Here is a 23,769-nt window from a genome sequence, read left to right on the forward strand (position 1 = left end):
TGAGAATGGTTAAGTTCGATTCACTCAACCTTGGTCCGGCTCTGCTTCGCGCGATCGCCGACAAAGGTTACGAGATCGCGACGCCGATTCAGGCTGATGCGATTCCCCCGATCCTCGAAGGTCGCGACCTGATCGGTTGCGCCCAGACCGGCACCGGCAAGACGGCCGCTTTCGCGCTGCCGACAATCCACCGTATTCTCGTCGCGCTCCAAAAAGAACGCGACGAAGCGGCCAAGGCCAACGGTCAACCGACCGACCAACCCGAAGCGGCGGAAGCTCCTGCCGAACCTCAAGATTCGCGCCGCCAAGGCAATCGGGCCGATCGCCGCGCCGGTCGCCACCAAACTTCACGCCGTCCGCAAGCTCGTCGCAAGACCCGCGCCCTGGTGCTCGCTCCGACCCGCGAACTCGTTTCGCAAATCGCGGCCAGCTTCGCTGTCTACGGCAAGCACACCGCGCTGCGTCATGCCGTGATCTACGGCGGCGTCGGCCAGGGCCCGCAAGTGAAGGCCCTGCAACACGGTTCTGACGTGATCATCGCCACGCCGGGCCGCTTGCTCGACCTGATGAACCAAGGGCACGTTGATCTCAGCAAGATCGAGAGCCTGATTCTCGACGAAGCCGATCAAATGCTCGACATGGGCTTCATCCCCGACCTGAAGCGGATCATCTCGAAGGTGCCGAAGCAGCGCCAAACGCTGATGTTCTCGGCCACGATGCCGCAAGCGATTCGCGAACTCGCTCACGAGTGGCTTGAGTTCCCCGTGAGCGTGCAAACCGCTCCGGTCGCGACGCCGGCCGAGAAGGTCGACCAAACGGTTTACTTCGTCTCGAAGGACGGCAAGATTCGCCTCCTCGAGCAGTGGCTGCAGAACACAGCGAACAGCCGCACGATCGTCTTCTCGCGCACCAAGCACGGGGCCGACAAGATCGTGAAGTACCTCTGCAAGAGCAAGATCAACGCCGCGGCGATTCACGGCAACAAAAGCCAGAACTTCCGCGAACGGACGCTGCAGCAGTTCAAGTCGAACCGTCCGCCGGTGTTGGTGGCGACCGACATCGCCGCTCGCGGTCTCGACATCAAAGAGGTGTCGCACGTCATTAATTACGACATCCCGGAAACCCCGGAAACCTACGTGCACCGCATCGGTCGCACGGCTCGCGCCGGCGCCACGGGTTCAGCGATCTCGTTCTGCTCGGCGGAAGAGATTCGCTACTTCCGCGGCATCGAGAAGTTGACCCGTCGGCGGATCGAAGTCGGCGTCGGTCACGAAGACCTTACGTTCACCGCTCCCCCGGCCCCGGTCGACGAACCACGCCCGCAGCGTGGCGGCCAACGTGGCCGTCGCGGCGGACCGGGCGGTCCTGGCGGCGGCGGTAATCGTCGTTCGCGGTTCAGCAAGTCGAACGGCGGCGGCTACGGCAATAACAATGGCGGCGGTAGCAACGGCGCCCCGGCCGCTGGTCACGCCACTGGCAACGGCGCTGGCGGAGCCCGCCCAGCTGGCGGTCGTCGTTTCAACGGCGCGAATGGCGCCAGCCGTCCGAAGCCACCTCGTCCGCCGAAGCGTCGCACCGACGGTCGCGCCGCCGACAGCGAGCCGCTGACGCTCGACGGTCCCGCGCCCGCCAACAACAAGCCGCCGGCCACCGGCAGCGGCCGTCGCCCCAAGCGCCGCAAGAAGGTGACTTCGAAGCTGTAAAAGTTGCGAAGCCTTCGTAAGGATTGCGCGAAGCTTAGTAAGCCGCTGCGCTTAACGGCGAATTGCCGGGGAATTCCTCGGCAATTCGCCGCGCAGGCCGCTGCTTGAAAAGCGCTAACGTCGCGACTGGCGTTTACACTAGAGAGAGCGTCACGGCCCGCATTGTCGGCGACGCCCTCGGTGGCGAAGGTCGTCGCCTCTCACTCCAGGCGGTTCTTGCGATGCATCGTTCGCGGCAACTCATTTTGCTAACGCTCTTGGCTGTTTGTTGTTGCCAACAACGCGGCGCCGCGCAGCCATACGTTCCCGGCATCGACGTCTCGCTCTTTCAGGATGCGATTGACTGGAATGCCGTCCGCACGGCCGGCGTCGAGTTCGCCGTCGTCCGCGCGAGCCGCGGCGAGACCTACAACGACCCGCTGTTCCTCGCCAATATGCGTGAGGCGACGAAGGCGGGCGTGTTGGTCGGAACGTATCACTTCTGCAACCTCGACACGAACTACGGTTCGCTGTCGAACGCCGATGCGATCGCCGACGCCACGGCCGAAGCCAATCATTACCTCAGCGTCATCAAACCCTACTACGACGCCGGTCAGATGCTGCCCCCGGTGGCCGACGTCGAAGGCTTCCCAGACTTTGCCTCGACGGCTCAGGCGAAGAACTACACTTCGGTTTGGACAAAACAGTTCTCCGACACGATCTACAACTCGCTCGGCGTGAAGCCGATGGTTTACACGAGTCTCTCGAAGGCGAACAGCTTCTTCACCACCGCGGTGTCGAACCAGAACGACCTCTGGCTCGCGTGGTGGAAGTCGACCGGTACGGCCAACCCGCCCACGGCCGCCGACACGCCGACATGGGGCGCCTGGGACTTTTGGCAGTGGGCCGACGACTGGACGGTCAACGGCATCGAAGGAGCCGTCGACGGCGACTTGTTCAACGGCAACCGCGCTCAATTGGAAGCGAAGCTCAGCGGCCATGGCCAGCTTGGCGGTCTGCCCGGCGGGCGGATGCTGATTACCGACTTCGACGGCGGCGATCAGGAAGGTTACTTCGGGCAATCGCCGACTTACTCAGGTTCGAACACCGGCATCGCCTCGGCGACCGCGGAGCGCGTCACGAACCAAGCGCACGAAGGGACCGGTTCGCAACGACTTACGGTCACCCCGAGCAGCGCCACGTGGTCGATGCGCTTCCTGCCCGGCCTCGGCGCCTCGCCCTCAACGCCCGATGCGAATCTCAAGCTTGAGACGACAGGTTCGATCGGCTTCTGGCTGAAGACGGCTAGCACCGGGATGTCGGTCCAACTTGCAATCGACGATTCCGATGGCACGGAGCGCAGCATTTCAAAGTCTGTCGCGTCCGACAATCAGTGGCATCTCTACGAATGGCAGTTCGACGACGCAGCCCAGTGGAACACGTGGCTGTCGGGCTCAAACGGCGCGATCAACGCTGCGACGACGACGATCGACTCAATCCTGTTCTCGGGCAACGCTGCGTCAACGTTCTATATGGATACGGTGGCCCATAATCCCAATGGGAGTTTGGCGCCGATTGCGGGCGACTTCAACCAGGACTGGCTCGTCGACGGTCGCGACCTCGACGTGTGGAAGACGGCGTTCGGCGCCACCGCAGCGGGCGATGCGAACAACGACGGCGTCACCAATGGCGCCGACTTCCTCGTTTGGCAAAGCCATCAAACGGTCGTGAACGCCTCTGCCGCCGTCGCCGCCGTGCCCGAACCTGCCGCGGTGACGCTCGTCGGCGTCGCTCTCCTCTGCGGGTGGCGTCGCCGAGGCCATGCGGGGTAAGCTGCTCGGCATGGATGAATCGTTCGAAGTGGTCGTCATCGGCGCCGGAGCGGCTGGGCTTATGGCGGCGACGCGCGCCGCCGAACGGGGCCGCCGTACGCTGCTGCTCGAGAAGAACACGAAGCCTGGCGTGAAGATCCTCATGTCGGGCGGCACCCGCTGCAACCTCACCCACTCAACCGACGCCCGCGGCATCGTCGCGGGCTTCGGCGCGGGGGGGCCGTTCCTCCACTCGGCGCTCGCGGCGCTCGGGCCGGACGAACTCGTGTGGATGTTCGAAGCCGAGGGGGTCGCGACCAAAGTTGAAGAGACCGGCAAGGTGTTCCCGGCCAGCGACCGTGCGCTCGACGTGCTGCTCGCGCTACGGCGAATGCTCGATCGCAGCGGCGCCGAGTTGCGACTCGCGACGCCAGTGCTGGAGATCGCCCGCGAAGGCGACGGCTATCGCGTGTTTACCGACGACGGCGGCATCCATGCCGAGCGGCTGATCATCACCGTCGGCGGCCAGTCGTACCCCGGCTGCGGCACGATCGGCGAAGGGTACGCGTGGGCGAAGACGTTCGGCCACAAAATCATCCCGCCCCGCCCCGCGCTCGTGCCGCTCACGTCGAACGAACGCTGGGTGCAAGAACTAAGCGGCGTGACCGTGCCCGACGTTCTAGTAGAGGTCGTGGCCGACGATTCTCCCCCTCCCTCGAAGGGAGGGGCCAGGGGAGGGATTCCCAACCGCCCCACCCCGCAAGAAAAAGCAGACAAGAAAAACCAAAAACCCCTCACCCAACCTCTCCCCTCAGGGGAGAGGGTTCGGATGTCTCGCCGCGCTTCGTTCTTGTTCACCCACTTCGGCCTCTCCGGCCCCGCGCCGATGGACGTCAGCCGCGCGATCACGGAACGTCCCCAAGCCGGGTTGTGGAAGGCGATCTGCGACTTCGTTCCCAATGTGAAAGAGAACGAAATCCTCGACCGCCTCGCCGCCGAAGCCGCACACTCCGGCAAGAAGGGCGTCCTCAACATCATCGCGGAACTCGCGCCGCGCCGTTTGGCCGAGGCGCTGATGACCCGCGCTCGCGTCCCGCACGATCGCCGCGCCGCCGAACTCTCGCGTAACGAGCGCTTGGCGCTCGTCGAAGGATTGAAACGGACCGCCATCCCCATCAGCGGCACGCTCGGCTTCAAGAAGGCCGAGGTCACCGCCGGCGGCGTCTCGCTCGACGAAGTCGACTCGCGGACGATGGAAAGCAAGCTCGCGCCGAACCTGTTTTTCGCCGGCGAGATTCTCGATCTCGACGGCCGCATCGGCGGTTTTAATTTTCAGGCGGCGTTCAGCACCGGCTTTCTCGCCGGCGAGAAGGCGTAAACCGCCCGATTGCTGCGCAGTTTCGGGGCTGGCGACGGCGCCGAACGTCTAACTAAAATAGGCCTCTTCGGCCAACAGACTTTTCTGCACCACCCTGCGAGCACATCCATGGATCGCCGCCAGTTCCTCGCCGCCAGCGCTCTCACGCCGGCACTCACTCTCGCCGCGTCTCGCCTCGGCTTCGCAGCGGAGAGCGACGGTTGGATCCAACTCTTCAACGGCAAGGACCTCACGGGCTGGACGCCGAAGATTCGCGGGCATGAACTCGGCGTCAACTACGCCGACACGTTCCGCGTCGAGAACGGCGTCATCAAAACCGCCTACGATAAGTACGAAGGCCCCTTCCGCGGCCGCTACGGCCACCTGTTCTATAAGGAGCCGTACTCGAACTACATCCTGCGCATCGAGTACCGCTTCGTCGGCGAGCAGGCCAACGGCGGCCCCGGCTGGGCGACCCGCAACAGCGGCGTGATGATCCATGGGCAAGATCCGAAGGGGATGACGAAGGACCAGGAGTTTCCCGTTTCGATCGAGGTGCAGTTCCTCGGCGGCGATGGCAAGAACCCGCGGCCAACGGGCAACCTCTGCACGCCTGGTACGAACGTCGTGCTCGATGGCAAGCTCCACACGGCCCACTGCACGAACAGTACGAGCGACACCTTCCACGGCGACCAATGGGTGACCGCCGAGATTGAAGTCCACGCCGGCAAACTGATCCGCCACAAGATCAACGGCAAGACGGTGCTCGAGTACACCGAGCCGCAACTCGATCCGCAAGACGCGGATGCCAAGAAGTTGCTCGAGGCCGGTGCGGCGAAGATCATCACTGGCGGCACGATCGCGCTGCAGTCGGAAAGCCATCCCGTCGAGTTCCGCAAAGTGGAACTCAAGCCGCTGCCAGCCGAGACAGGCGCCAAGAACGATCCGCAGGAGCCGTGCGACCCTGTGGAACTCACCGAGCCGGGTTCGTTCATGATCGTCGCGATGCCCGATACCCAGATCTACGCGATGCATCTCAAGTGGAATCATCACTTCCACAACCAAACGCAGTGGATCGCCGACAACGCCGAGCGGCTCAACATCAAGTACGTCCTCCACGAAGGGGACATCACGAACAACAACGTGCCGAAGCAGTGGGAAGTTGCGAAGGCGGCGATGAGCCGGCTCGACGGTAAGGTTCCCTACGCCTTGACGCCGGGCAATCACGACTACGGCAAGAACGGTTCGTCGGCCGATCGCACGACGATGCTCAACGACTATTTCTCCGCCGAGGAACTGGCGAAGGTTCCCGGCTTCGGCGGCGTGATGGAAGCGGGCAAGCTGGAGAATAGCTACCACACGTTCGAAGCGAACGGCAAGAAGTATCTCATCCTCGCGCTCGAATGGGGACCGCGGGACGAAGCGGTGGCGTGGGCCGACAAGATCGTCAGCAAGCATCCCGATCATCAAGTGATCCTGCTCACACATGCCTACATGTACTACGACGATACGCGGTACGACTGGAAGACGCGCGGCGACAAGCAAACCTGGAACCCGCACGCTTACGCCCAGTCGAAGCTGCCAGGCGGCGTCAACGACGGCCAAGAGCTATGGGACAAGCTCGTGAAGAAGCACCCTGGCTTTATCATGACGCTCAACGGCCACGTCCTCGAAGATGGCGCCGGCCGCACGTCGACCCCCGGCGACGCGGGTAACATGGTCCATCAAATGCTGGCCAACTATCAGAACCGCGCTGAGGGAGGCGAAGGCTTCATGCGACTGATCGAGTTCCTGCCCGACGGCAAGACGATCAAGGTACGGAGCTTTAGCCCGTCGACGAAGCGGTGCAAAGTGGCCGAGGATCAGCAGTTCACGCTGAGCCTGTAGGGCGAATGCGTTAACCGCGAATCACGCGAATCTGCAGCAGCATGAGAAGACTGGACAGGATTACGGGATCGTATCGGATCGACAGGATTGGAAAGACGAAATCCTGTCGATCCTCTTTATCATGTGATCCCGTCCAGTCTTAATTTGCGTCAAGTAACGGTTAATCGCCGTACCGACTTACTCGCCGCCGGAGGCCGTTTCGGCGGGAGGCGTCGGCGCCGTCTGCTGCGCGGCGAGGAACTCGAGCAGGTCGAGGAACTCGACGCCGCTCATTCCTTCGTGCAGTTTCTCCGGCATGCTGGAGACTTCGAGCTCTTCGCGAATGTCGATGTCTTCCTTCGGCACCTTCTCAACGGTGCCCTGGCCGACGACGAGGGTCAGTTCCTTGTCGTCCTCAGCGACGACAAGCCCCGAGACCGCTTTGCCGTCGATCGTGAGAATGTTGGTCGCCCGGTACTTCGGATCGATCTTCTTGTTGGGGAACAGCACCGATTCGAGGATTTCGTCGAGCCGCAGCCGCTTGCCGACGTCGCTCAGGTTTGGTCCGAAGTCGGCCCCCTCGGCGCCGACGCGATGGCAGGCGGCGCACGCCCGCTTGAAGACCTTGGCGCCTTCGCCCGCGTTGCCGTCGAGGGCGTTGAGCCGCGACATCACCGTGGTGCGATGGCCTTCGCTGTCGTAGCGTTCGATGATCGAGTTCACCAGCGAAGTCACTTCGCGGCCCTTATCGTTGCCGGAAGCAACGCGAACGAGAAAAGCCGCCGCTGCCGGATCTTCAATCGACCACGGTGCATTCCCGGCGAGGGCCGGTTCCCACACCGGTCGTAGCGAACCAAGCGCACTTTCAAGCGTGAACGTGAGCTCGGCATCCATCGGGTGCTTGAGCACGCCGAGCGCGAGTTGCACCGCCGTCGGTACGGGGAAGTAGCTCAACCCGCGAACCGCTTCGAGTCGCACCCGCGGGTGAGGATCGCTTGCGAGCTTCGCCAGCATGTCGAGGGCGCCCGGATAGAGATCGCGTTGGTCGGCGATCGTGTGCGCCGCCGCCGCGCGAGCGTTGAAGTCTTGCGCCGCGGCGACCTGTTCGATCAGCTTCGCATCGAACGCATGCTGCCCGGCGAGCGCCCACATTGCTTCGGTGATAAGTCGATCGTGCAGCGGATCGTTCGCATCGATCTTGCCGACCCACTCCTGCACTGCCGCGACGACCTGATCTTTCGGTCGATCGCGCAGTTCGCGCTGTACGCGGTACCGCGCTGCGGGCTCGTATTCGCGGAGTTGTTCCAAGAGTTCCGGCACGCTCTTCCCCGCTTGGGTGACCGGCGTCACCAGCGGCCGGCCCTTCGCGGTCATGCGGTAGATGCGGCCATGCGTGTGATCGCGATTCGGATCGCGCTGCGAGTACTGCATGTGGCCGATGAGCGGGTTATGCCAATCGATGAAGTAGAGGGCGCCATCGGGGCCAATTTGCGGATCGCCGGGGCGGAAGTTGCGGTCGGTCGACGTCACCAGATCTTCGACGCGACTTCCTTTGTAGCCCGAGCCATTGTCCTCAACCTTGAACTGCAAAATGCCGTTCATGTTGATGACGCAGGCGTAGAAGAAGTTCCCCTGCTCCGATTCGGGGAAGTGGCGGCTAAACAAAAAGCCGTTGCCGAGCGCCGGCCGCATCGTTGGGCCGTCGTAGGCGATGAACTGCTCGTTGTTGCCTCGCTGCTCGCTCGGCGCCACGGTCAGCGGCGTCGCCCAGTGCTGGTTGGCGCCGGTGCCGTCGCCGAGGAACGGCTGGCCCCAATCGTTGTGGCTAAAGCACCACGCGTTCACCAGACAGGGGTAGATGTACTTTTCCAGCTTCCAGTTACGCGGGTCGAGGGCGTAGCCGGACGATTTGTCTTTGTTGCGGACCGGTCCGTACGGCGTTTCGACCGTGCCGCTCATCGAGATCCCTTCGAGCATGATGAGCCGCCCGTCGGGGGTCCACTCGAACGCGCTGATCGCGTGATGCGTATCGTCGGTAGCGAAGCCGTCGAGCACCACCTCGTGGACGTCGGCCTTATCGTCGCCGTCGGTATCCTTGAAAAACATCAGCTTCGGCTGATTCACGACGAGCACGCCGCCGTTCCAGAACTCGAACCCGACCGGCACGTGCAATCCGTCGGCGAAGACAGTCGACTTGTCGGCCTTACCGTCCCCGTCGGTGTCTTCGAAGATGATCAGCTTGTCGTTCGGTTTCGGATCGCCCGGCTTCCACTGCGGGTAGCTTGGCATGCACGCGGCCCACAGGCGGCCCTTGTTATCAAACGCCATCTGCACCGGCTTGGCGAGGTCGGGGAAGTCTTCTTCCGATGCGAAGGTTTGGATTTCGTATCCCTCGGGAACCTTCATCGCCTTGAGCGCTTCATCGGGCGTGAGGATGCGGAGGTCAGCCGGTTCGGAATAGGGTTTTGTGCCGAAGGCGGTCGGCGGGATCGCGAGCACGGGGTTCACGTCGTCGGGGACCGGCGGCGTCTTGCCTTGAGCGATCGCCCAGATGACTTCGTCACGCTGCGCGCACATCTTGCGAATCTTCGCATACTCGGCAGGGAACGTTTCGACGTCGAGCGGTTTCGAACGGCTGCCGTAGACGTACCAGCCGTTGACCATGCGGTAGTCTTGCTGGTGGTGCCATTGGAGGTCGACGATGGCGTTGCGCAACGGCTCAAGCTTTTTCCAGTCGGACGCTTTCGTGATATCGACCGTCCCTTTTCCAAAGAGTGCTCCGTCAAGAATGCCCGCGACGAACGCATCTCCGACGGGATTAAGGTGGACGCCGTCAGTCGTGAAATGGAGTACTAGTCCCTTCTTTCCTTCCTTTGATCGCTTCGGCTCCTGCGGAGTCTTTGCGAACAGATCAACGAACGGCAACTTCTCCGTCTGCGCGAACTCCTTCATCGCCTTCGTATACTCATAGAGATTCTCATTCTCCTTAGCCCCATTCGGCATCAACGGATTGCCGGTTGCTTCGTACGCAATTGGCGATACCAGTACAATCCGCGGCGCCACGCCATCTTTGGTGAACTGGTCGCGGGTCCGTTTCACCCATGCCGCCAAGTCTTCCTTGAACTTCGGCAGCCCGTCGTATCCGGCATACGACTCGTTGTAACCAAAGAACGCGATGATCACGTTGGGTGCAAATTCCTCCAGCGGGTCGTCGATCGCCGTGTAGTCGTTCGAACGCTGCTGGTTGCCGACCTCGTCCGCCGGCCAGCCGAAGTTGCGGACGACGAGCTCGTAGGCCGGGAATCGCGTGTGGAGCAGCGCCTCGAAATTGCCGTAGAGCCGCATCCGCTCGGCGAGACCGTTGCCGACGAGGGCGATGCGATCGTGCGGCTTCAGTTCAAGCTGCGGCTGGGAGGCGTCAGCCGCGAGGACTCGACTGTCGGTCGCAATGAAGCCGAGAGCCAAGAGAAACAGAGCGAGACTAAGGAAGCGAATGCTTGCGAGACTACGCACGTCGAAACTCCGTCGCGTGGAAGCCGCCGTGGTGGATGGCGGCGATAGATCAGAAGCAACTACGCTGAGGCAGCGCAGTATGCCATTATAGCCATACGTACGGCCGCGAGGGGAACTGCCTCGGCCGCGAAAAGCCGGCAGAGAATCCGCAAAACACCGGCGGAAATCTTGTAAGATATTTGGCTCATCCAGCGTAGTGCGAGCAACGCCACGACTTCTTTCGCGAGGACAGCCTGATGCTCAGCCGTTCTCTCCGCCGCCGGTTCGGCGTGACTTCATTTGCAATCTGTGTAGCGATTTTCGCAATGGCCTCCGCCGCTGACGCCGTGGAGCCGACGAAGAAGGTGCTCGTCATTGGCATCGACGGTTGTCGTTTCGACGCCCTCCAGCGGGCCGAGACTCCGCATCTCGACGCGCTGATGGAAGCGGGCGCCGTCGCCCAACCGACGCGGATTTTTCCGGCGCGGTATCGAGAGGCCGACACGATCAGCGGTCCCGGGTGGTCGAACATCCTATGCGGCGTCTGGTCCGACAAGCATCGCGCGATGGACAACGAATTCACGGCGCCGAACTACGAGGAGTACCCTCACTTCTTCAAACGGTTGAAGCAGGCGCAGCCCGACGCCGCGACGGCGTCGTTCTCCGACTGGAGCCCGATCGCAAAAAACATCCTCAGCGATTCGGACGTGACGCTCGACGCCGAACGCGAGGATCACAACTACCAACTCAGCGACGTCGAGATCGTCGCCGCGGCGAGCAAGCATTTGCGCGAAGCCGATCCGACGGCGACGGTCGTTTACTTCGGACAGGTTGACGGCGCCGGGCATGCCGACGGGTTTCATCCCTCGGTGCCGACTTACGTGAAGGCGATCGAACGGGTCGATGGCTATGTTGGCGAACTGCTCGCAGCGATCGAATCGCGCCCCACTCGCGCCAATGAAGATTGGCTGATCCTGGTAACGACCGACCACGGCGGCAGCGGCACGAGCCATAGCAACGGGCACGAGAATCCGGAGGTCGCGTGCTCGTGGCTGGTCGTCAGCGGCGATGCGGCCCATCGCGGCAAGATCGCCGGTGAACGGGGACAGGTCGACCTCGTGCCGACGGCGCTCAAGCACCTCGGCGTCTCCGTTGATCCGGCTTGGAAGCTGGATGGCGAAGCGGTGGGATTGAAGTAGGTGCGAGTGGCTGGCGGTTGCGTGGTTCTGAATGCGGGGATTTTTAACCACGAAACACGCGAAAGGACACGAAAAGAAAGCGAGAGGGAATGCAATAAGTTGCGTTCGTTAGCGTCGGTCGGCGTTGACTCTTCTTTATTTTCGGTGCTCTCGTACTTTGCTAAGTAAAATTTCCTCTCTCCGCTATCTTTTGCCAGTAGAGATCCTTCAGGTCCGACTCGCTAACAAATCACATCTCGAAGAACGGAGACCGTCATGGGCGTTCGTTTGTGGATGGCAAACGTAGTTCGGGCTGCGGCCATGGCGAGCACGCTGTTGCTGCAGCAGGCGACGATGGCAGACGGTAGCGAGAACGACTCAGTGCCGCGCAGTCGCAGGCTGGCGATGCGACCGAGAGCGATTCCGCAACGAAGGCCGCAACTGCGGAGCCGAGCGCCAGGCGGACGAAGAGTCCTTTCCCGCAATACAGAGCGAATCCAGCCAACGGCGCGACGGACATTGATCCGGGGCTGAAGGAGATTGTGATTCGCTTTGATCGCGAGATGGAGGCGGGGATGAGTATCACGGGCGATCCGTCGCTATTGCCGCCGATCGACTCGGCTTCCGCGAAGCCCGGGTGGCGAGATCGACGAACATTCGTGTTGCCGGTGAAGCTCGCCGAGGGAGCGTACTATCGGATCGGGATTAATTCGAAAAGCCACCAGAACTTTCGCGACAGCCATGGCACGCCCGCCCCGCCGACCGTGATCGCATTCACTACCAATGGGGCGTCGAAGAAGTTAGTCGCCAAGTTGGCGGCGCCGCGCGTCGTGTCGACGGAGCCGCCGATTGGATCCAAGGACGTCGACGCCGCTATTAGCGAACTGAAGATAACGTTCGACGCGCCGATGGGGGGCGGCATGTCGTTCGTCGGCAAGGTGCCCGCGACCAGTGACCGCCGGCCGGCTTGGTCGAAGGATGGCCGCACAATCACGCTGCCGATCAAACTGGAGCCAGGGCAAACATACCGCTTCGGGCTGAATAGCGAACGGCACGTCAACTTCCAGAGCAAAGGCGGCGTGCCGCTGGAACCGGTGGCGTTCGAGTTCTCAACGGCAGCGAAAGAGAATAAGTAGAAGCGGGGATTTTTTAACCACGAAACACACGAAAGGAACGAAAGAAGCAGAAAAAGCCAAATTGCACCGCTGATGGAGGCTGATTGATCGTTAGTAAAGACGGAATAGTTTATTAGCGCCCATTCGCGTCAATTAGCGGTTCCTCATCTTTTTTCCTTTTCGTTCATTTCGTGTGTTTCGTGGTTTAACTCTTCTGCCTCTGGGCTCATCGTCGCCGCGACGGATGGGAATCTTCGCAACATGGCCTTGAGCGTGAGGGCCTGCAGGATGATCAGCGGCGTGAGCAGTACGAGGCCGCCGAGTGCGATGCTGAAGCCGTAGATGAAAACCGTGAGCGGGACTGAGAACAGGAAGAAGAGAACGAGTGCGATTGCGGCGATGTGGAGTTTGCGGAGCATGGACGCTGTCGCACCCATCGAGTGAGTTTCACTAATTTTTGAGCGCCTGCCATCAGAAAACGCCGTCAGGAAAGCTGTTATGGGTGATGGCTCCCTTAAGTGTCCCATGGCTTCCACGCACACGCATGCTCGCTTTGGGGATTTCCACCTTTATCCATTGCGCTGTTGGACTCGTCAAATCAATTAGTTGCGAAAAATCACCCTCGCTAAGCAAACAGATCGTTACCTTGCCGCACACCAACACAATAAATGTTCTAAATCCAGATGCAATGTCTGAGCTTATTGTGTTGAGGTCATCGGGTTGAAATGTGAAAGTCCAAGGCGCACTAGTTTTTTCCGTCAATTTGACCATCAATCGCCGGTCAGTGTTAACCATGTAGTGGCCGTACTTCGCGTCTGCTTTATTGAGCGCTTTGAATGATACGTGCTCGGTGAGTTGCGTGAGAGCTGCGCCATGAAACAAGTCTTTTTGTTGGATCTTCATCCGTCCCTCAACTTTGAAGAGATTGCCCAAAAGTGGCGATTGTTACGAGTGCATTGAGGACGGATAATATCCTGTATATAAAAGCCCGGCAAGTATTTTGATTAATTGCGCTCCGGGAACTGTAAAGGATAAATGCATTGGCCCCCGGTCAACGACCGAGGGCCAATGCTTGTTTAGATTACGTTCGGCGTCAGAAGTTACGCCGCGTCAAAATTCTTCGACGCCTGGTCCCAATCGACCACGTTCCACCAAGCGGTCACGTAATCAGGCCTCTTGTTGCGGTACTTCAGGTAGTAGGCGTGCTCCCACACGTCGATGCCGACGATTGGGGTCTTGCCGGCGGTCAGTGGGCTGTCTTGGTTCGCGGTGCTGATCACCTCGAGGCCTTCGGGGCCCTTCACCAGCCAGGCCCAGCCGCTGCCGAAGCGGGTGGCGGCGGCGTTGTTCAGCGCTTCCTTGAACGATGCGAAGCTGCCGAACTTCTTGTTGATCTCTTCCGCCAGTTTGCCGGTCGGCTGGCCGCCCTTGCCGGGGCCGATGATCGTCCAGAAGAAGGTGTGGTTCACATGGCCGCCGCCGTTGTTCTGCACGGCGGTGCGAATCTCCTCCGGAATCGCATCAAGCTTCTTCACCAGTTCATCGGCCGGCAGCTTCGCCAGTTCCGGGTAGTTGGCGACCGCGGCGTTCAGCTTGTCGATGTACGCCTGATGATGCTTCGTGTAGTGGATCTCCATCGTCTCGGCGTCGATGTTCGGCTCGAGCGCGTCGAAGGCGTAGCCGAGTTTCGGCAACTTGTAGGGGCCGGTCGGCGCGGCGGGAGCAGCGGCGGCGGTTTGAGCCTGGGCGTTCGACGCCAGCATGCCGACGGCGCCGCTAGCAGCGAGCGCGGCGGCGGAGGCGCCGAGGAAGGAGCGGCGATCGACCGGGTGATCGGATGGGGTAGCCATGTAACAAAGCCTCCTCAAGGGTGGGACTGAATTGTTTGAGTTGTACGGGTGGTAATTGAGCGGGAATTTCAACGGGTGCCACTGGCGTGTCGCCAGTGCTGAAGCGGCGAGTGAGTACCTACTTCGCACTGGCGACACGCCAGTGGCACCCAGCGGGCGCGTTCTCCTTTGGATTAAACCGCTATTGCGCGCTCGTGTGGCGGTGCAGGCACTACGGAATAGCCGCAATGCACAGTTTCCGCGACCGTCAATGTTAACGCTGTCGCCGGGCGGGTGCCACCGATCTGCTGGCGCCAATCGCCCGCAAACGCTCGCCGCAACTCTTACGACGCAGGCAACTTACGACTCGTTCGACAGTTCGGCGAAATTACTGCGAACCGCTCGACCCCTTTCGTGGATCCTTCCGTAGAACGGGCAGACCGAATATGGAAAGTCCCGCAACAGGAAGGGCGGGCGGTAGCGCGTCGGGCCGAGAGGAACTCGCTCGGATGCGCCTTGGAAGCAGGAGCCTTCCCCCATGCCTCTTTTCGCTTCGTCGGTGCGCGCCATGAGCGCCGCCGCCGTGATTCTTTCGTTTGTTGCCGCTGGCCCTAAGGAAACAGCCGACGCTGCGGGGCTCGCCTTCGACTTCGGTCGGGCGATCGAATGCCGTGACGTGACGACGCCGGAATTCTCCGAGCGCTACCCCGACGAACGCGTCATCGAGTCGACCATTCGCCTCTCGGTCTATCTCACCTCGGGCGCGATGAGCGACGTCGAAACCATTCGCGTCGAGATCGGCGACGTCGATCGCCGCCTGAAGGTGTACGACTTCTCGCCAAGCACGCGGCTTGAAAGCGAGTTTGCCGACGACATCGAGACGGTGAAGACGACCGAGTCGTCGCACTCGTTCGAAGCGTCGCTCGGCGGCGAGGTGCCTTGCATCGGCGGCACGGCCGCGAACGTCACGCCGTCGATCAGCGGCGGCAAAGGCGGGAAGGAAGTCGTCACCGAGAAGCAAAAACGGGTCGCCCCGAAGCAAGCGGTGATCGCCAGCGGTACGACAAATGAAGAACATGGCGTCTTCTTTGTGCTGCGGCCGTCGCCGACGACGTCGCTCGAAGGGGTCCACGAGCTGAAGGTGCAGTTCATCGTGCCGGTCACGTGGCGCGGCGACGCGGTTCGCGTGGCGGTGCAAGCGGCCGGCAACCAGAAGGTGCTATGGATGAACCAGCCGAAGGTGCTGGCGCAGAAGTCGACGGCCGTTGCCCTCTACATGGAAGGCGACTTTGCGGCCCGGCGTGCGGCGGAGCGGTTGGTGCGGCAGTAGAGAGGGTTCAGCGGTTGGGGTTCAGGGTTCAGCGCAGCCGATGGCGGAGATCAATTGAATACGATCCGTCGTCAAAGTTGTGGCGCTCTTCAGCGAGCCGTTCGCTAGCAGCCCTTGCCTTGCCTCAGCAGTAAGTCGTTGCGAGGTTGCCGTTTAGCGAATCGCTGGTCGCCACGGCCCTTCGATTGGCCTCCCGATTGCGTCCGTATGCGGTCATTCCACTCCCGCCTCTCCGGAGCAGGGCGGGAGCTTGTGACAGCAGTGCACGCGAGGCGGCGATGGCCATTCTGAACTGTTTGTGGGTCGGCGTCCTCGCGGGGCTCGTCGGCAGCCGGCTCATTCGGACGAACGACGGTTATGTCTCCGCCGGCAGCAGCGTCGCGGTCGGCCTGGTTGGCGGACTCATCGGGTTGCTGTCGCGATCCCGCTACGGCGATCTCCCGCACGTCGACATTCTCTCCGCTGGCATCGGCGCCGCGGTCGCGCTCATCGCTTGGGCGTTCGTACAGCGCGTTTGTTTGTGCCGACGTTAGATCCTTGCCGCGCTGCTCTCATACGCTGAAAGCGTTAACGATTTCAGCCCAGGGTTCGACGCGCAGCGTCGAACCCTGGGAATAGATGCCATCATGCCCACTACCCTGCAAGGGTAGAACAAGTCGCGGCGCAATGAACGCATTGCTGTAACCCTTTCAGGGTTATGCTGCTCGCCAACGAAAAAACCCAGGGTACGACGCAAGCGTCGAACCCTGGGCTAGATGATGCAACGCCGTTGGCGTTGGCGCGACTAGACGCAATCGATGGGAGGTCGACTACGTTCCGCTCCGGCGGGTCGTTGACCCGCGGCTATGGCGGCGACTAGTCGACTTCCTTTTCGTTGATCCACGACATCATGCGGCGGAGCTCCTTGCCCACCTTTTCGACGCCGTGCTCGCGCTCGCGGCGACGGGTCGCCTTGAACGACGCAGCCCCGCCCTTGTTCTCGAGGATCCAGTCGCGGGCGAATTGACCGCTGCGGATTTCCTCGAGGATCTTCTTCATTTCCTTCTTCGTCTCTTCGGTGACGATCCGCGGGCCGCGGGTGTAGTCGCCGTATTCAGCGGTGTTCGAGATGCTGTACCGCATGTAGTTGAGGCCGCCCTGGTAGAACAGGTCGACGATCAGCTTCAACTCGTGCATGCATTCGAAGTAGGCCATCTCGGGCTGGTAGCCGGCTTCGACGAGGGTTTCGAAGCCCGCCTTCACGAGCGCCGCGGCGCCGCCGCAAAGAACGGCTTGCTCGCCGAACAGGTCGGTTTCGGTTTCTTCAGCGAACGTCGTTTGAATGACGCCGCCGCGGGTGCCGCCGATGCCCTTCGCGTAGGCCATGCCGATCTTGAAGGTTTCGTCGCTGGCGCCATCGCCCAGGGCGATAAGGCACGGCACGCCGCCGCCCGCTTCGAATTCGCTGCGAACCAAGTGGCCCGGGCCCTTCGGCGCGACGAGCAGCAGATCGACGCCCTTCGGCGGTTCGATCTGGCCGAAGTGAATGTTGAAGCCGTGCGAACACATCAGCACGTTGCCGGGCTTCAGGTTGTCGCGGATCTCGGCCTTGAAGACGTCGGCTTGCAGTTCATCCGGCAGCAGGATGTTGATGACGTCGGCTTGCTTGGTTGCTTCGGCGGCGGAGACGGGCTCGAAGCCGTGGCTCTTGGCGAGATCGTAGTTCTTGCCGCCGGGACGCTGGCCAATAACGACCTTCACGCCGCTGTCGCGGAGGTTCTGAGCATGGGCGTGGCCCTGCGAACCGTAACCAATGATGGCGACCGTCTTCCCCTTGAGAGCGGCGAGATCGGCGTCTTTGTCGTAGTAAATCTTTGCGGCCATGAAGGTTCCTAGTTCAAGTGTCTGGGCCAGCTGCGATCGTCTTTAACGCGTCGATGCGACTGGCAATGTCGATGTGGAGTAAATGATGACGAGCGATCTGGCGACGGCTCGTTGACAGTGTGTGGGTGAATCAGAGTTGCAAGCAGTGACGCGGGCGACGCGACGCTACTGCAATCGCGACGATGGCCGTCAGTGAACTGACGAGGCTGAGCGGTTCCGGCACGGCGACGTTCGCAGCCGTAGCACCGCTGCTAGGCGCGAAGTTCCGTTGCCAAGCGAGGAAGTCGGCGCCGTCGCTGTCTCCATCGCCGTCAGCATCGGCCGAAGCGGTGGCGCCAGCGAAGGCCGTTTTCCAAATGTCGAGATCGTCGCCGTCGACGAACCCATCGTGATTGAAGTCGCCGGCGATGGGAGCCGTGACCGGAGGATCGTAGGCGATCCAAATTTCGTTACTTTGTTCGGCGACAAAGGAGATGACAGGCAGCCCTAGTCGATCGAAGGCGAGTCCGACGCCTTGAGCTTCCCTGATCGCCGACCCGCCGGGAAGAAAGTTAGCGACGGTTGTGACGGTCCACTGAGGGTTCGGCTGATTACCGTCGAAGAGGGCGTATTTGAGAGTTCCGTCGTTGACCCAAGCGGCTCCGACGATGCCCTGATCATTGGCGGCCGTAGCCACGTCGGCAATGCCTGGATAGCTAGCCGTATCCAAGGTCGACGAGAGCCACCCGCCTGAAACAACGTCGAAATGGTAAGCGACGACCGAATTAAATTCCTGACTTGCGTTCAGGCCAACAACGTGAGGGCGCGACGCCGAGTCGTAGGCTAAATCGAGCGATGCGCCAAAGAGTGACGATTCGCCAGGGTTATTCAATGGCGTCGACAGCCATGTGTCTCCCAGCAAACGCGTCTTCTGCCAGAAGGTAACGGCGCCTCCGAAATCAGCGCTCTGGGAAATGAGGCCCGTGTCGCCCAGCGGCGACTTCGCGATGTCGTAAACCTTGTGCCCGTACGTTAGTCCCGGCGGCGTGTCATTCGTTGCGGTAACCAGATTTCCGGAGCCGTCGAACTTTGCCGCTTGGATGTCGAGGAGCGGCGTTTGAAAGCCGCCGAACGACGTCCCACGCACGACGGCGTTAAACATGTTCGACGACTGATGTTGCGTTTGAACCGAGACGGCGAATCCGTCAGGCGAGCCGCTTGTCGCCTGCAAGTAGACTTCGTCGGAGGGGATGAAGCCCTGCGTGAGATTCGTGCCGATTCGATGCCAATTCGTCCTAGGGCCTTGCGCTGGCTGGTCGTACGGGCTCGGAACGGAGAATAGCGAGTAAGCGCTAAGCTGGTTGTTGTAATCGGCGCTAAAGATCACTGGCCAATTCAAATTGCTTCGCATTGCCAGCGCCGTTTGAGGCTTCTGGGCGTAATTGATGAAGCCTGTGCGCTGAAACGTCCAGCTGATTTCATCAGCAACGCCCGCGAACGGACTCAACGCCACGCACGCGATACCGCAGAGCAGCCAGTGGAGTTTCATGGTGATTGGGACTTCATCTGAGAAGAAAAGGCCTCAAGCCGGTTTCGCTTCGCCGAAAGCTACGCCTTCACCCCAGCCACTTTCCGCAGAGAACTCGCCTCCACAGCCGGACGAACCGCGCCGCGGACCATGGCGATCCGGCCAGTGCGGACCAACTCGACGATGCCGAACGGACGCATCAGGTCGATGAAGGCTTCGACCTTCTTTTCCGGGCCGGAGATCTCGACGATCACTTGGTCGGGGGCGACGTCGACGACGCGGCCGCGGAAGATGTTGCAGAGCTCGTGAATCTGAGCGCGGCTCTCGGCCGCGGCGCGGACCTTGATCAGCATCAAGTCGCGTTCGACATACTCCTGCGATGACACATCGTCGACCTGGACGACCGTGACGATCTTCTCAAGCTGCTTCCGCACCTGCTCCAGGACGTTGTCGTCGCCGACGACGACGAACGTCATCCGCGAGAGGGTGGGGTCTTCGGTGGCGCCGACCGCGAGGCTGTCGATGTTGTAGCCGCGCGAGGAAAACATGCCGGCCACATGGGCCAGCACGCCGGGGACGTTTTGCACGAGAGCCGAGAGGACGTGACGCATGACATAGTCCTGGGGATTGCCAAAAATCGAACCTTTGATCATAGCTGCGAAGGGGTTAGGTCACAAGTTGCCGGGAGGGCGGGCAGTGGCTGCGGTTTGAGTGAATTTGCCGGTCATTTTCGGGAGCGACGCTGTCATTCCGAGGTACTCCGAGGAATCTAGCCGGACTCCTCGGAGTACCTCGGGGTGACAGGGTACTGAGGCCAAGGTTGGGCTGGCTTTCGTGGCCCTCCAGCCCGCCCGTCCGGTTGCCCGGGGCGAACCCCTGGGGTAGCCTGACAGGTTTGGCCTCAGACCGGTGCGATCGACTAGGGAGTCGGTGACCGTTCGGACCACCGCAGCACCCCGACCGATTCCCGCATGTCGAGCGACCTGCAGCCGCCGCCGAGCACCGCCGCCGCCCCGTCTGGGGAGGTGATCCGCATTCGCGGCGCCCGCACCCACAACCTGCGGAACGTCGACCTCGACATCCCCCAGTGGCGACTGGTGGTGATGACAGGACTCAGCGGGTCGGGGAAAAGTTCGCTCGCTTTTGACACGTTGCTGGCTGAGGGGCAGCGGCAGTACATCGAAAGCCTCTCGACGTACGCTCGCCAGTTCTTCGATCAGATGGAACGGCCCGACGTCGACCTAATCGAGGGCCTGCAGCCCACCGTCGCCCTCGACCAGCGGACGACGACGAACAACCCGCGCAGCACGGTCGCGACGGTCACCGAGATCTACGACTTCCTGCGGGTGTTGATGGCCCGCACCGGCGATGTGGCTTGCCCCAATTGCGGGACGGCGATCTCGCAGCAAACGCCGGCCGAGATTCAGCAGGCGATTCTCGCGCTCCCCGAGCAATCGAAGGTGATGATCCTCGCGCCGATGGTGCGCGGCCGCAAAGGACGCCACTCCGAGATTCTCGATCTGGTGCGCAAGGAAGGCTTCGTCCGCGTCCGCATCGACGGGCTCACCTACGAGCTCGAAGACGTGCCCGAACTGAAAGCGCAGCAGCGGCACGACATCGACGCAGTGGTCGATCGCGTGATCATTCGACCGGGCATCGAGAACCGACTGTCGGAATCGGTGCGGCTGGCGCTCAAGCATGGCGATGGCGCGTTGCGAACGGCGACGCTGACGCCCGAAGCGAAAGTCGCTGCCAACGGGCATGCGAACGGCACGGCGTCGACCGCGGAGAATGGCTGGGAAGAACGCGTCTTTAGCACGCGGTACGCCTGCCCCGACTGCAAAACGAACCTCACTGAAATCGAGCCGCGGACGTTCAGCTTCAACAGCCCCTACGGCGCCTGCCCGGCATGCGAGGGCCTGGCGGCGCGGGAAGGATTTGTGCCGGAGTTAGTGATTCCCGACGAGACGCAATCGCTCGCCGCCGGCGCCGTGGCGCCGTGGCGCGGGGCGGCCGCTGATGCTCGCAAAGCGCAGCATGCGTTTCTCGATGCATGGCTCACGCAAGCGAAGCTCGATTGGGAAACGCCGCTCGAAGCGTGGCCTGCGAAGGCCCGCGAGCAACTGCTGACCGGAGACGGCGGCAAGTTCCCCGGCCTGCTCGCCCACTTCGAGATGGACTACGCCGCGGCGACGAACGACGCGACGCTCAGCAAGCTCGCCGAATTCCGCGGTCCAGTCCCCTGCCCCGAATGCGGCGGCTCGCGGTTGCGGGCCGAAGCCCGCTCCTGCCGATTGGGCGGACTCGCAATCCACGAGATCACCGCGCTCCCGATCGACCGCGCAAGACAATTCTTCGGCGATCTGAAATTTCTGCCGGCGATGCAGCCTGTCGGCGAACCGCTTACCGCCGAGATCGCGCGACGGCTCGACTTCCTCGTCGAAGTTGGCGTCGAGTATCTCACTCTCGACCGCGCCGCCGATTCGCTCAGCGGCGGCGAGATGCAGCGCGTGCGACTGGCGACCGGCATCGGCTCGGGGCTCGTCGGCGTCCTGTACATTCTCGACGAGCCGTCGATCGGCCTCCACCCGCGGGACAACGCCCGGCTGATCGAATCGCTCCGCAAGCTGCAACAGCAAGGCAACACGGTGCTCGTCGTCGAGCATGACGAAGCCCTCATTCGCGCCGCTGACTGGTTGATCGACGTCGGCCCCGGCGCGGGCGATCGCGGCGGCACGATCGTCTCGCAGGGAACGCCAGCGGAAGTCGCCGCCGATCCCGATTCGATTACTGGCGGCTATCTCAGCGGTCGCCTGCGCATCGAACCCCCGGCCCAGCGTCGCAAGCCGGCGAAAACGCGGATGCTGGAACTCGAAGGCGCGACGCTCCACAACCTACAAAACGTCGACGTGCAAATTCCGCTGGGGCTCTTCACCTGCATCACGGGCGTCAGCGGTTCAGGAAAAAGCTCGCTGATTATCGACACGCTCGGCGCCGCGCTGGCTCGCAAGCTCAACGGCGTCCTGACGCGCCCTGGCCCGTACCGCGCACTACGCGGCGTGGCGAAGCTCGAACGATTGATCCACGTCGACCAATCCCCGATCGGCCGCACGCCGCGTTCGAACCCCGCCACCTTCACCGGCATGTGGGACGAAATCCGCCGCGTCTTCGCCGGCACGAAGCACGCCAAGCAGCACGGTTACAAAGTGGGCCGCTTCAGCTTCAACACGAAGGGTGGCCGTTGCGAGCATTGCCAAGGCCAAGGGGTCGAGCGGATCGAGATGCGGTTCCTGCCCGACCTGTTCGTCACCTGCCCGGTGTGCCACGGCCGGCAGTTCAATCGGCAGACGCTCGCTGTGCGATACCGCGATCGTTCGATCGCCGACGTGCTGGCGATGCCGATCGACGAAGCCGTGTCGTTCTTTGAGAATCACCCGAGCATCCACCGCATGCTCACGAGCCTCGTCGACGTGGGCCTCGGCTACCTGACGCTCGGCCAGCGCAGCACCACCCTCTCGGGCGGCGAAGCGCAGCGGATCAAGCTTGCCGCGGAACTCGGCCGCCCCTCCGGCGGACCGACGCTCTACATCCTCGACGAACCGACCACTGGCCTGCACACCGACGACGTTGGCCGTTTGCTCCGCGTGTTGCAGCAGTTGGTGGAGTTGGGCCACTCGGTGCTAGTGATTGAACATCACCTCGAAATGATCAAATGCGCCGACTGGGTGATCGACGTCGGCCCCGAAGGAGGCGCGGCGGGCGGCCAGATCGTCGTCGCCGGAACTCCTGACGACGTCGCCGCTTGCGAGGCAAGCTACACAGGACGTTGGCTGCGGGAACTGCTGTAAAAAACCCGCAGTGCTCCCGATTTCTGCATAAGCGTACGCAAAGTGCGCAATTTGCGACACGCCGTGACGAAATCTTGGCGATTCGGCCGTGCCGATCAAATTGTTAGGGATTGAAGAAAGTAATTGCACTCCTCTATCCAATCACTTAGGCTATGCCCGTCAGGCCACGGGCGATCGCCTGGGCTTGGATATTATCAGGGGCGTCATTTTTTTCTTCTGTGAGGTGCGCTAATGATTCGATCACGCAATTTGGTCTTGGTTGCCGCGTTAGCGGCGACGCTCTTCTTCCAGGCTCCAGTTCGGGCGGCCAATGTCTGGCTGAGCTTGAACCTGCAATTCAATACGCCTGGCAACGTCAATTCGGGCGGCACATGGACGACGGTCGCCAAGGCTCAGCCGCAAGGAATTGCCGGCGTCAACATGAATCTGACGAACACGACCTTTGGGTCGTTTCTCGCGCCGCCGCAACTCGACGTTCAGTTGCAGTCAGGCAACACGACGCTGCGGAACGTCGTGGTGGGCGATAGCTTGACCCCGCCCTATCCGCTCGGCATTGGCGTCATTGGCAGCTCGTTCCCGTCGACGTACGTCGATCCGGTCGGCCTTGTGCCTTTCGGCGGCAATCCGAACTACGGTTCGTTCACCGGCGGCGTTGCGCTGGCGACGGGCACCTTCGCTGCGGGCGTCGTACCGAGTTGGACGGGCGTTTCAGACGCCAACCTGTTCACGGGGGCGTCGCCCGCGCCGGTTGTCGACGCGGATACGTTGCTGACGGTCCGCTGGGCTGTGCCCGAACCGGCGACTTTTGGACTCGGCGGCATGGCGCTCGTCGCGCTAGTCGCGGCCTCCCGTCGCAAGAGCAGCTAGTTGCCTCCTCGCGAGCGTAAATGC

General features: G+C 61.9%; 17 protein-coding genes. 10 read left to right on the top strand and 7 right to left on the bottom strand.

The window, feature by feature from the left end; all coding sequences use genetic code 11:
- The first annotated feature begins 5 nt into the window (after positions 1-5).
- The 4 genes from PLANPX_RS28370 (at position 6) to PLANPX_RS26835 (ending at position 6,737) form a co-directional block, all read left to right on the top strand.
- Positions 6-1,703 (top strand): DEAD/DEAH box helicase, encoded by a 1,698-nt coding sequence (locus tag PLANPX_RS28370; RefSeq protein ID WP_198421821.1) that lies wholly within the window; start codon positions 6-8, stop codon positions 1,701-1,703.
- 104 nt (positions 1,704-1,807) lie between these two features.
- The gene (locus PLANPX_RS26825) at positions 1,808-3,514 is read left to right on the top strand and encodes a glycoside hydrolase family 25 protein (protein WP_152101691.1); all 1,707 of its coding nucleotides are present in this window, start codon (positions 1,808-1,810) and stop codon (positions 3,512-3,514) included.
- Between the two features lie 10 nt (positions 3,515-3,524).
- Complete coding sequence (locus PLANPX_RS26830) at positions 3,525-4,871, top strand: NAD(P)/FAD-dependent oxidoreductase (RefSeq protein ID WP_152101692.1); 1,347 nt, start codon at positions 3,525-3,527, stop codon at positions 4,869-4,871.
- A 108-nt stretch (positions 4,872-4,979) separates the two neighbouring features.
- A complete protein-coding gene (locus tag PLANPX_RS26835; RefSeq protein WP_152101693.1) occupies positions 4,980-6,737 on the top strand; it encodes a family 16 glycoside hydrolase in 1,758 nt (585 codons plus the stop codon).
- A 177-nt stretch (positions 6,738-6,914) separates the two neighbouring features.
- On the opposite strand, the gene PLANPX_RS26840 is transcribed toward PLANPX_RS26835, so the two are convergent.
- Positions 6,915-10,229: a PVC-type heme-binding CxxCH protein gene (locus PLANPX_RS26840; RefSeq protein WP_152101694.1), complete on the bottom strand. Its 3,315-nt coding sequence runs from the start codon at positions 10,227-10,229 to the stop codon at positions 6,915-6,917.
- Positions 10,230-10,534: 305 nt separating this feature from the next.
- On the opposite strand from PLANPX_RS26840, the gene PLANPX_RS26845 reads away from it, so the two are divergent.
- Together PLANPX_RS26845 and PLANPX_RS26850 are read left to right on the top strand one after the other, a co-directional pair.
- Positions 10,535-11,407, top strand: a complete 873-nt coding sequence (locus tag PLANPX_RS26845) for an alkaline phosphatase family protein (RefSeq protein ID WP_172992353.1) — start codon at positions 10,535-10,537, stop codon at positions 11,405-11,407.
- Positions 11,408-11,961: 554 nt separating this feature from the next.
- Positions 11,962-12,522 (top strand): Ig-like domain-containing protein, encoded by a 561-nt coding sequence (locus tag PLANPX_RS26850; RefSeq protein ID WP_152101696.1) that lies wholly within the window; start codon positions 11,962-11,964, stop codon positions 12,520-12,522.
- 143 nt (positions 12,523-12,665) lie between these two features.
- Here PLANPX_RS26850 and PLANPX_RS26855 read toward each other — a convergent pair whose 3' ends face one another.
- From PLANPX_RS26855 to PLANPX_RS26865, 3 genes are all read right to left on the bottom strand, one after another.
- Positions 12,666-12,920 (bottom strand): hypothetical protein, encoded by a 255-nt coding sequence (locus PLANPX_RS26855; protein ID WP_152101697.1) that lies wholly within the window; start codon positions 12,918-12,920, stop codon positions 12,666-12,668.
- Positions 12,921-12,972: 52 nt separating this feature from the next.
- Positions 12,973-13,404 carry a hypothetical protein gene (locus tag PLANPX_RS26860; RefSeq protein WP_152101698.1) on the bottom strand — a complete coding sequence of 144 codons (432 nt, stop codon included), beginning with the start codon at positions 13,402-13,404 and terminating at the stop codon, positions 12,973-12,975.
- A gap of 197 nt (positions 13,405-13,601) precedes the next feature.
- Positions 13,602-14,351, bottom strand: coding sequence for a superoxide dismutase (locus tag PLANPX_RS26865; RefSeq protein WP_232536258.1), 750 nt, complete (start codon positions 14,349-14,351; stop codon positions 13,602-13,604).
- Positions 14,352-14,868: 517 nt separating this feature from the next.
- Between PLANPX_RS26865 and PLANPX_RS26870 the strand changes: the two genes are divergently transcribed.
- Together PLANPX_RS26870 and PLANPX_RS26875 are read left to right on the top strand one after the other, a co-directional pair.
- Positions 14,869-15,660: a hypothetical protein gene (locus tag PLANPX_RS26870; RefSeq protein WP_152101699.1), complete on the top strand. Its 792-nt coding sequence runs from the start codon at positions 14,869-14,871 to the stop codon at positions 15,658-15,660.
- Positions 15,661-15,938: 278 nt separating this feature from the next.
- A complete protein-coding gene (locus PLANPX_RS26875; protein WP_152101700.1) occupies positions 15,939-16,193 on the top strand; it encodes a hypothetical protein in 255 nt (84 codons plus the stop codon).
- A gap of 322 nt (positions 16,194-16,515) precedes the next feature.
- On the opposite strand, the gene ilvC is transcribed toward PLANPX_RS26875, so the two are convergent.
- From ilvC to ilvN, 3 genes are all read right to left on the bottom strand, one after another.
- The gene (gene ilvC, locus PLANPX_RS26880; protein WP_152101701.1) at positions 16,516-17,523 is read right to left on the bottom strand and encodes a ketol-acid reductoisomerase; all 1,008 of its coding nucleotides are present in this window, start codon (positions 17,521-17,523) and stop codon (positions 16,516-16,518) included.
- Positions 17,524-17,653: 130 nt separating this feature from the next.
- Positions 17,654-19,051, bottom strand: a complete 1,398-nt coding sequence (locus PLANPX_RS26885; protein ID WP_152101702.1) for a hypothetical protein — start codon at positions 19,049-19,051, stop codon at positions 17,654-17,656.
- A 59-nt stretch (positions 19,052-19,110) separates the two neighbouring features.
- A complete protein-coding gene (ilvN, locus tag PLANPX_RS26890) occupies positions 19,111-19,641 on the bottom strand; it encodes an acetolactate synthase small subunit (RefSeq protein WP_152101703.1) in 531 nt (176 codons plus the stop codon).
- A 360-nt stretch (positions 19,642-20,001) separates the two neighbouring features.
- Between ilvN and uvrA the strand changes: the two genes are divergently transcribed.
- Positions 20,002-22,878, top strand: a complete 2,877-nt coding sequence (uvrA, locus tag PLANPX_RS26895) for an excinuclease ABC subunit UvrA (protein WP_152101704.1) — start codon at positions 20,002-20,004, stop codon at positions 22,876-22,878.
- 231 nt (positions 22,879-23,109) lie between these two features.
- Positions 23,110-23,745, top strand: a complete 636-nt coding sequence (locus tag PLANPX_RS26900; protein WP_152101705.1) for a PEP-CTERM sorting domain-containing protein — start codon at positions 23,110-23,112, stop codon at positions 23,743-23,745.
- Positions 23,746-23,769: the final 24 nt, after the last annotated feature.

This window comes from Lacipirellula parvula, assembly GCF_009177095.1.
GTDB classification, from domain to species: Bacteria; Planctomycetota; Planctomycetia; order Pirellulales; family Lacipirellulaceae; genus Lacipirellula; species Lacipirellula parvula.

Coding starts and splice junctions, on each gene's coding strand:
- PLANPX_RS28370 (WP_198421821.1), top strand. CDS start 6: ATGGTTAAGTTCGATTCACTCAACCTTGGTCCGGCTCTGCTTCGCGCG.
- PLANPX_RS26830 (WP_152101692.1), top strand. CDS start 3,525: ATGGATGAATCGTTCGAAGTGGTCGTCATCGGCGCCGGAGCGGCTGGG.
- PLANPX_RS26835 (WP_152101693.1), top strand. CDS start 4,980: ATGGATCGCCGCCAGTTCCTCGCCGCCAGCGCTCTCACGCCGGCACTC.
- PLANPX_RS26845 (WP_172992353.1), top strand. CDS start 10,535: ATGGCCTCCGCCGCTGACGCCGTGGAGCCGACGAAGAAGGTGCTCGTC.
- PLANPX_RS26850 (WP_152101696.1), top strand. CDS start 11,962: ATGAGTATCACGGGCGATCCGTCGCTATTGCCGCCGATCGACTCGGCT.
- PLANPX_RS26855 (WP_152101697.1), bottom strand. CDS start 12,920: ATGCTCCGCAAACTCCACATCGCCGCAATCGCACTCGTTCTCTTCTTC.
- PLANPX_RS26860 (WP_152101698.1), bottom strand. CDS start 13,404: ATGAAGATCCAACAAAAAGACTTGTTTCATGGCGCAGCTCTCACGCAA.
- PLANPX_RS26865 (WP_232536258.1), bottom strand. CDS start 14,351: ATGGCTACCCCATCCGATCACCCGGTCGATCGCCGCTCCTTCCTCGGC.
- PLANPX_RS26870 (WP_152101699.1), top strand. CDS start 14,869: ATGCCTCTTTTCGCTTCGTCGGTGCGCGCCATGAGCGCCGCCGCCGTG.
- PLANPX_RS26875 (WP_152101700.1), top strand. CDS start 15,939: ATGGCCATTCTGAACTGTTTGTGGGTCGGCGTCCTCGCGGGGCTCGTC.
- ilvC (WP_152101701.1), bottom strand. CDS start 17,523: ATGGCCGCAAAGATTTACTACGACAAAGACGCCGATCTCGCCGCTCTC.
- PLANPX_RS26885 (WP_152101702.1), bottom strand. CDS start 19,051: ATGAAACTCCACTGGCTGCTCTGCGGTATCGCGTGCGTGGCGTTGAGT.
- ilvN (WP_152101703.1), bottom strand. CDS start 19,641: ATGCGTCACGTCCTCTCGGCTCTCGTGCAAAACGTCCCCGGCGTGCTG.
- uvrA (WP_152101704.1), top strand. CDS start 20,002: ATGTCGAGCGACCTGCAGCCGCCGCCGAGCACCGCCGCCGCCCCGTCT.
- PLANPX_RS26900 (WP_152101705.1), top strand. CDS start 23,110: ATGATTCGATCACGCAATTTGGTCTTGGTTGCCGCGTTAGCGGCGACG.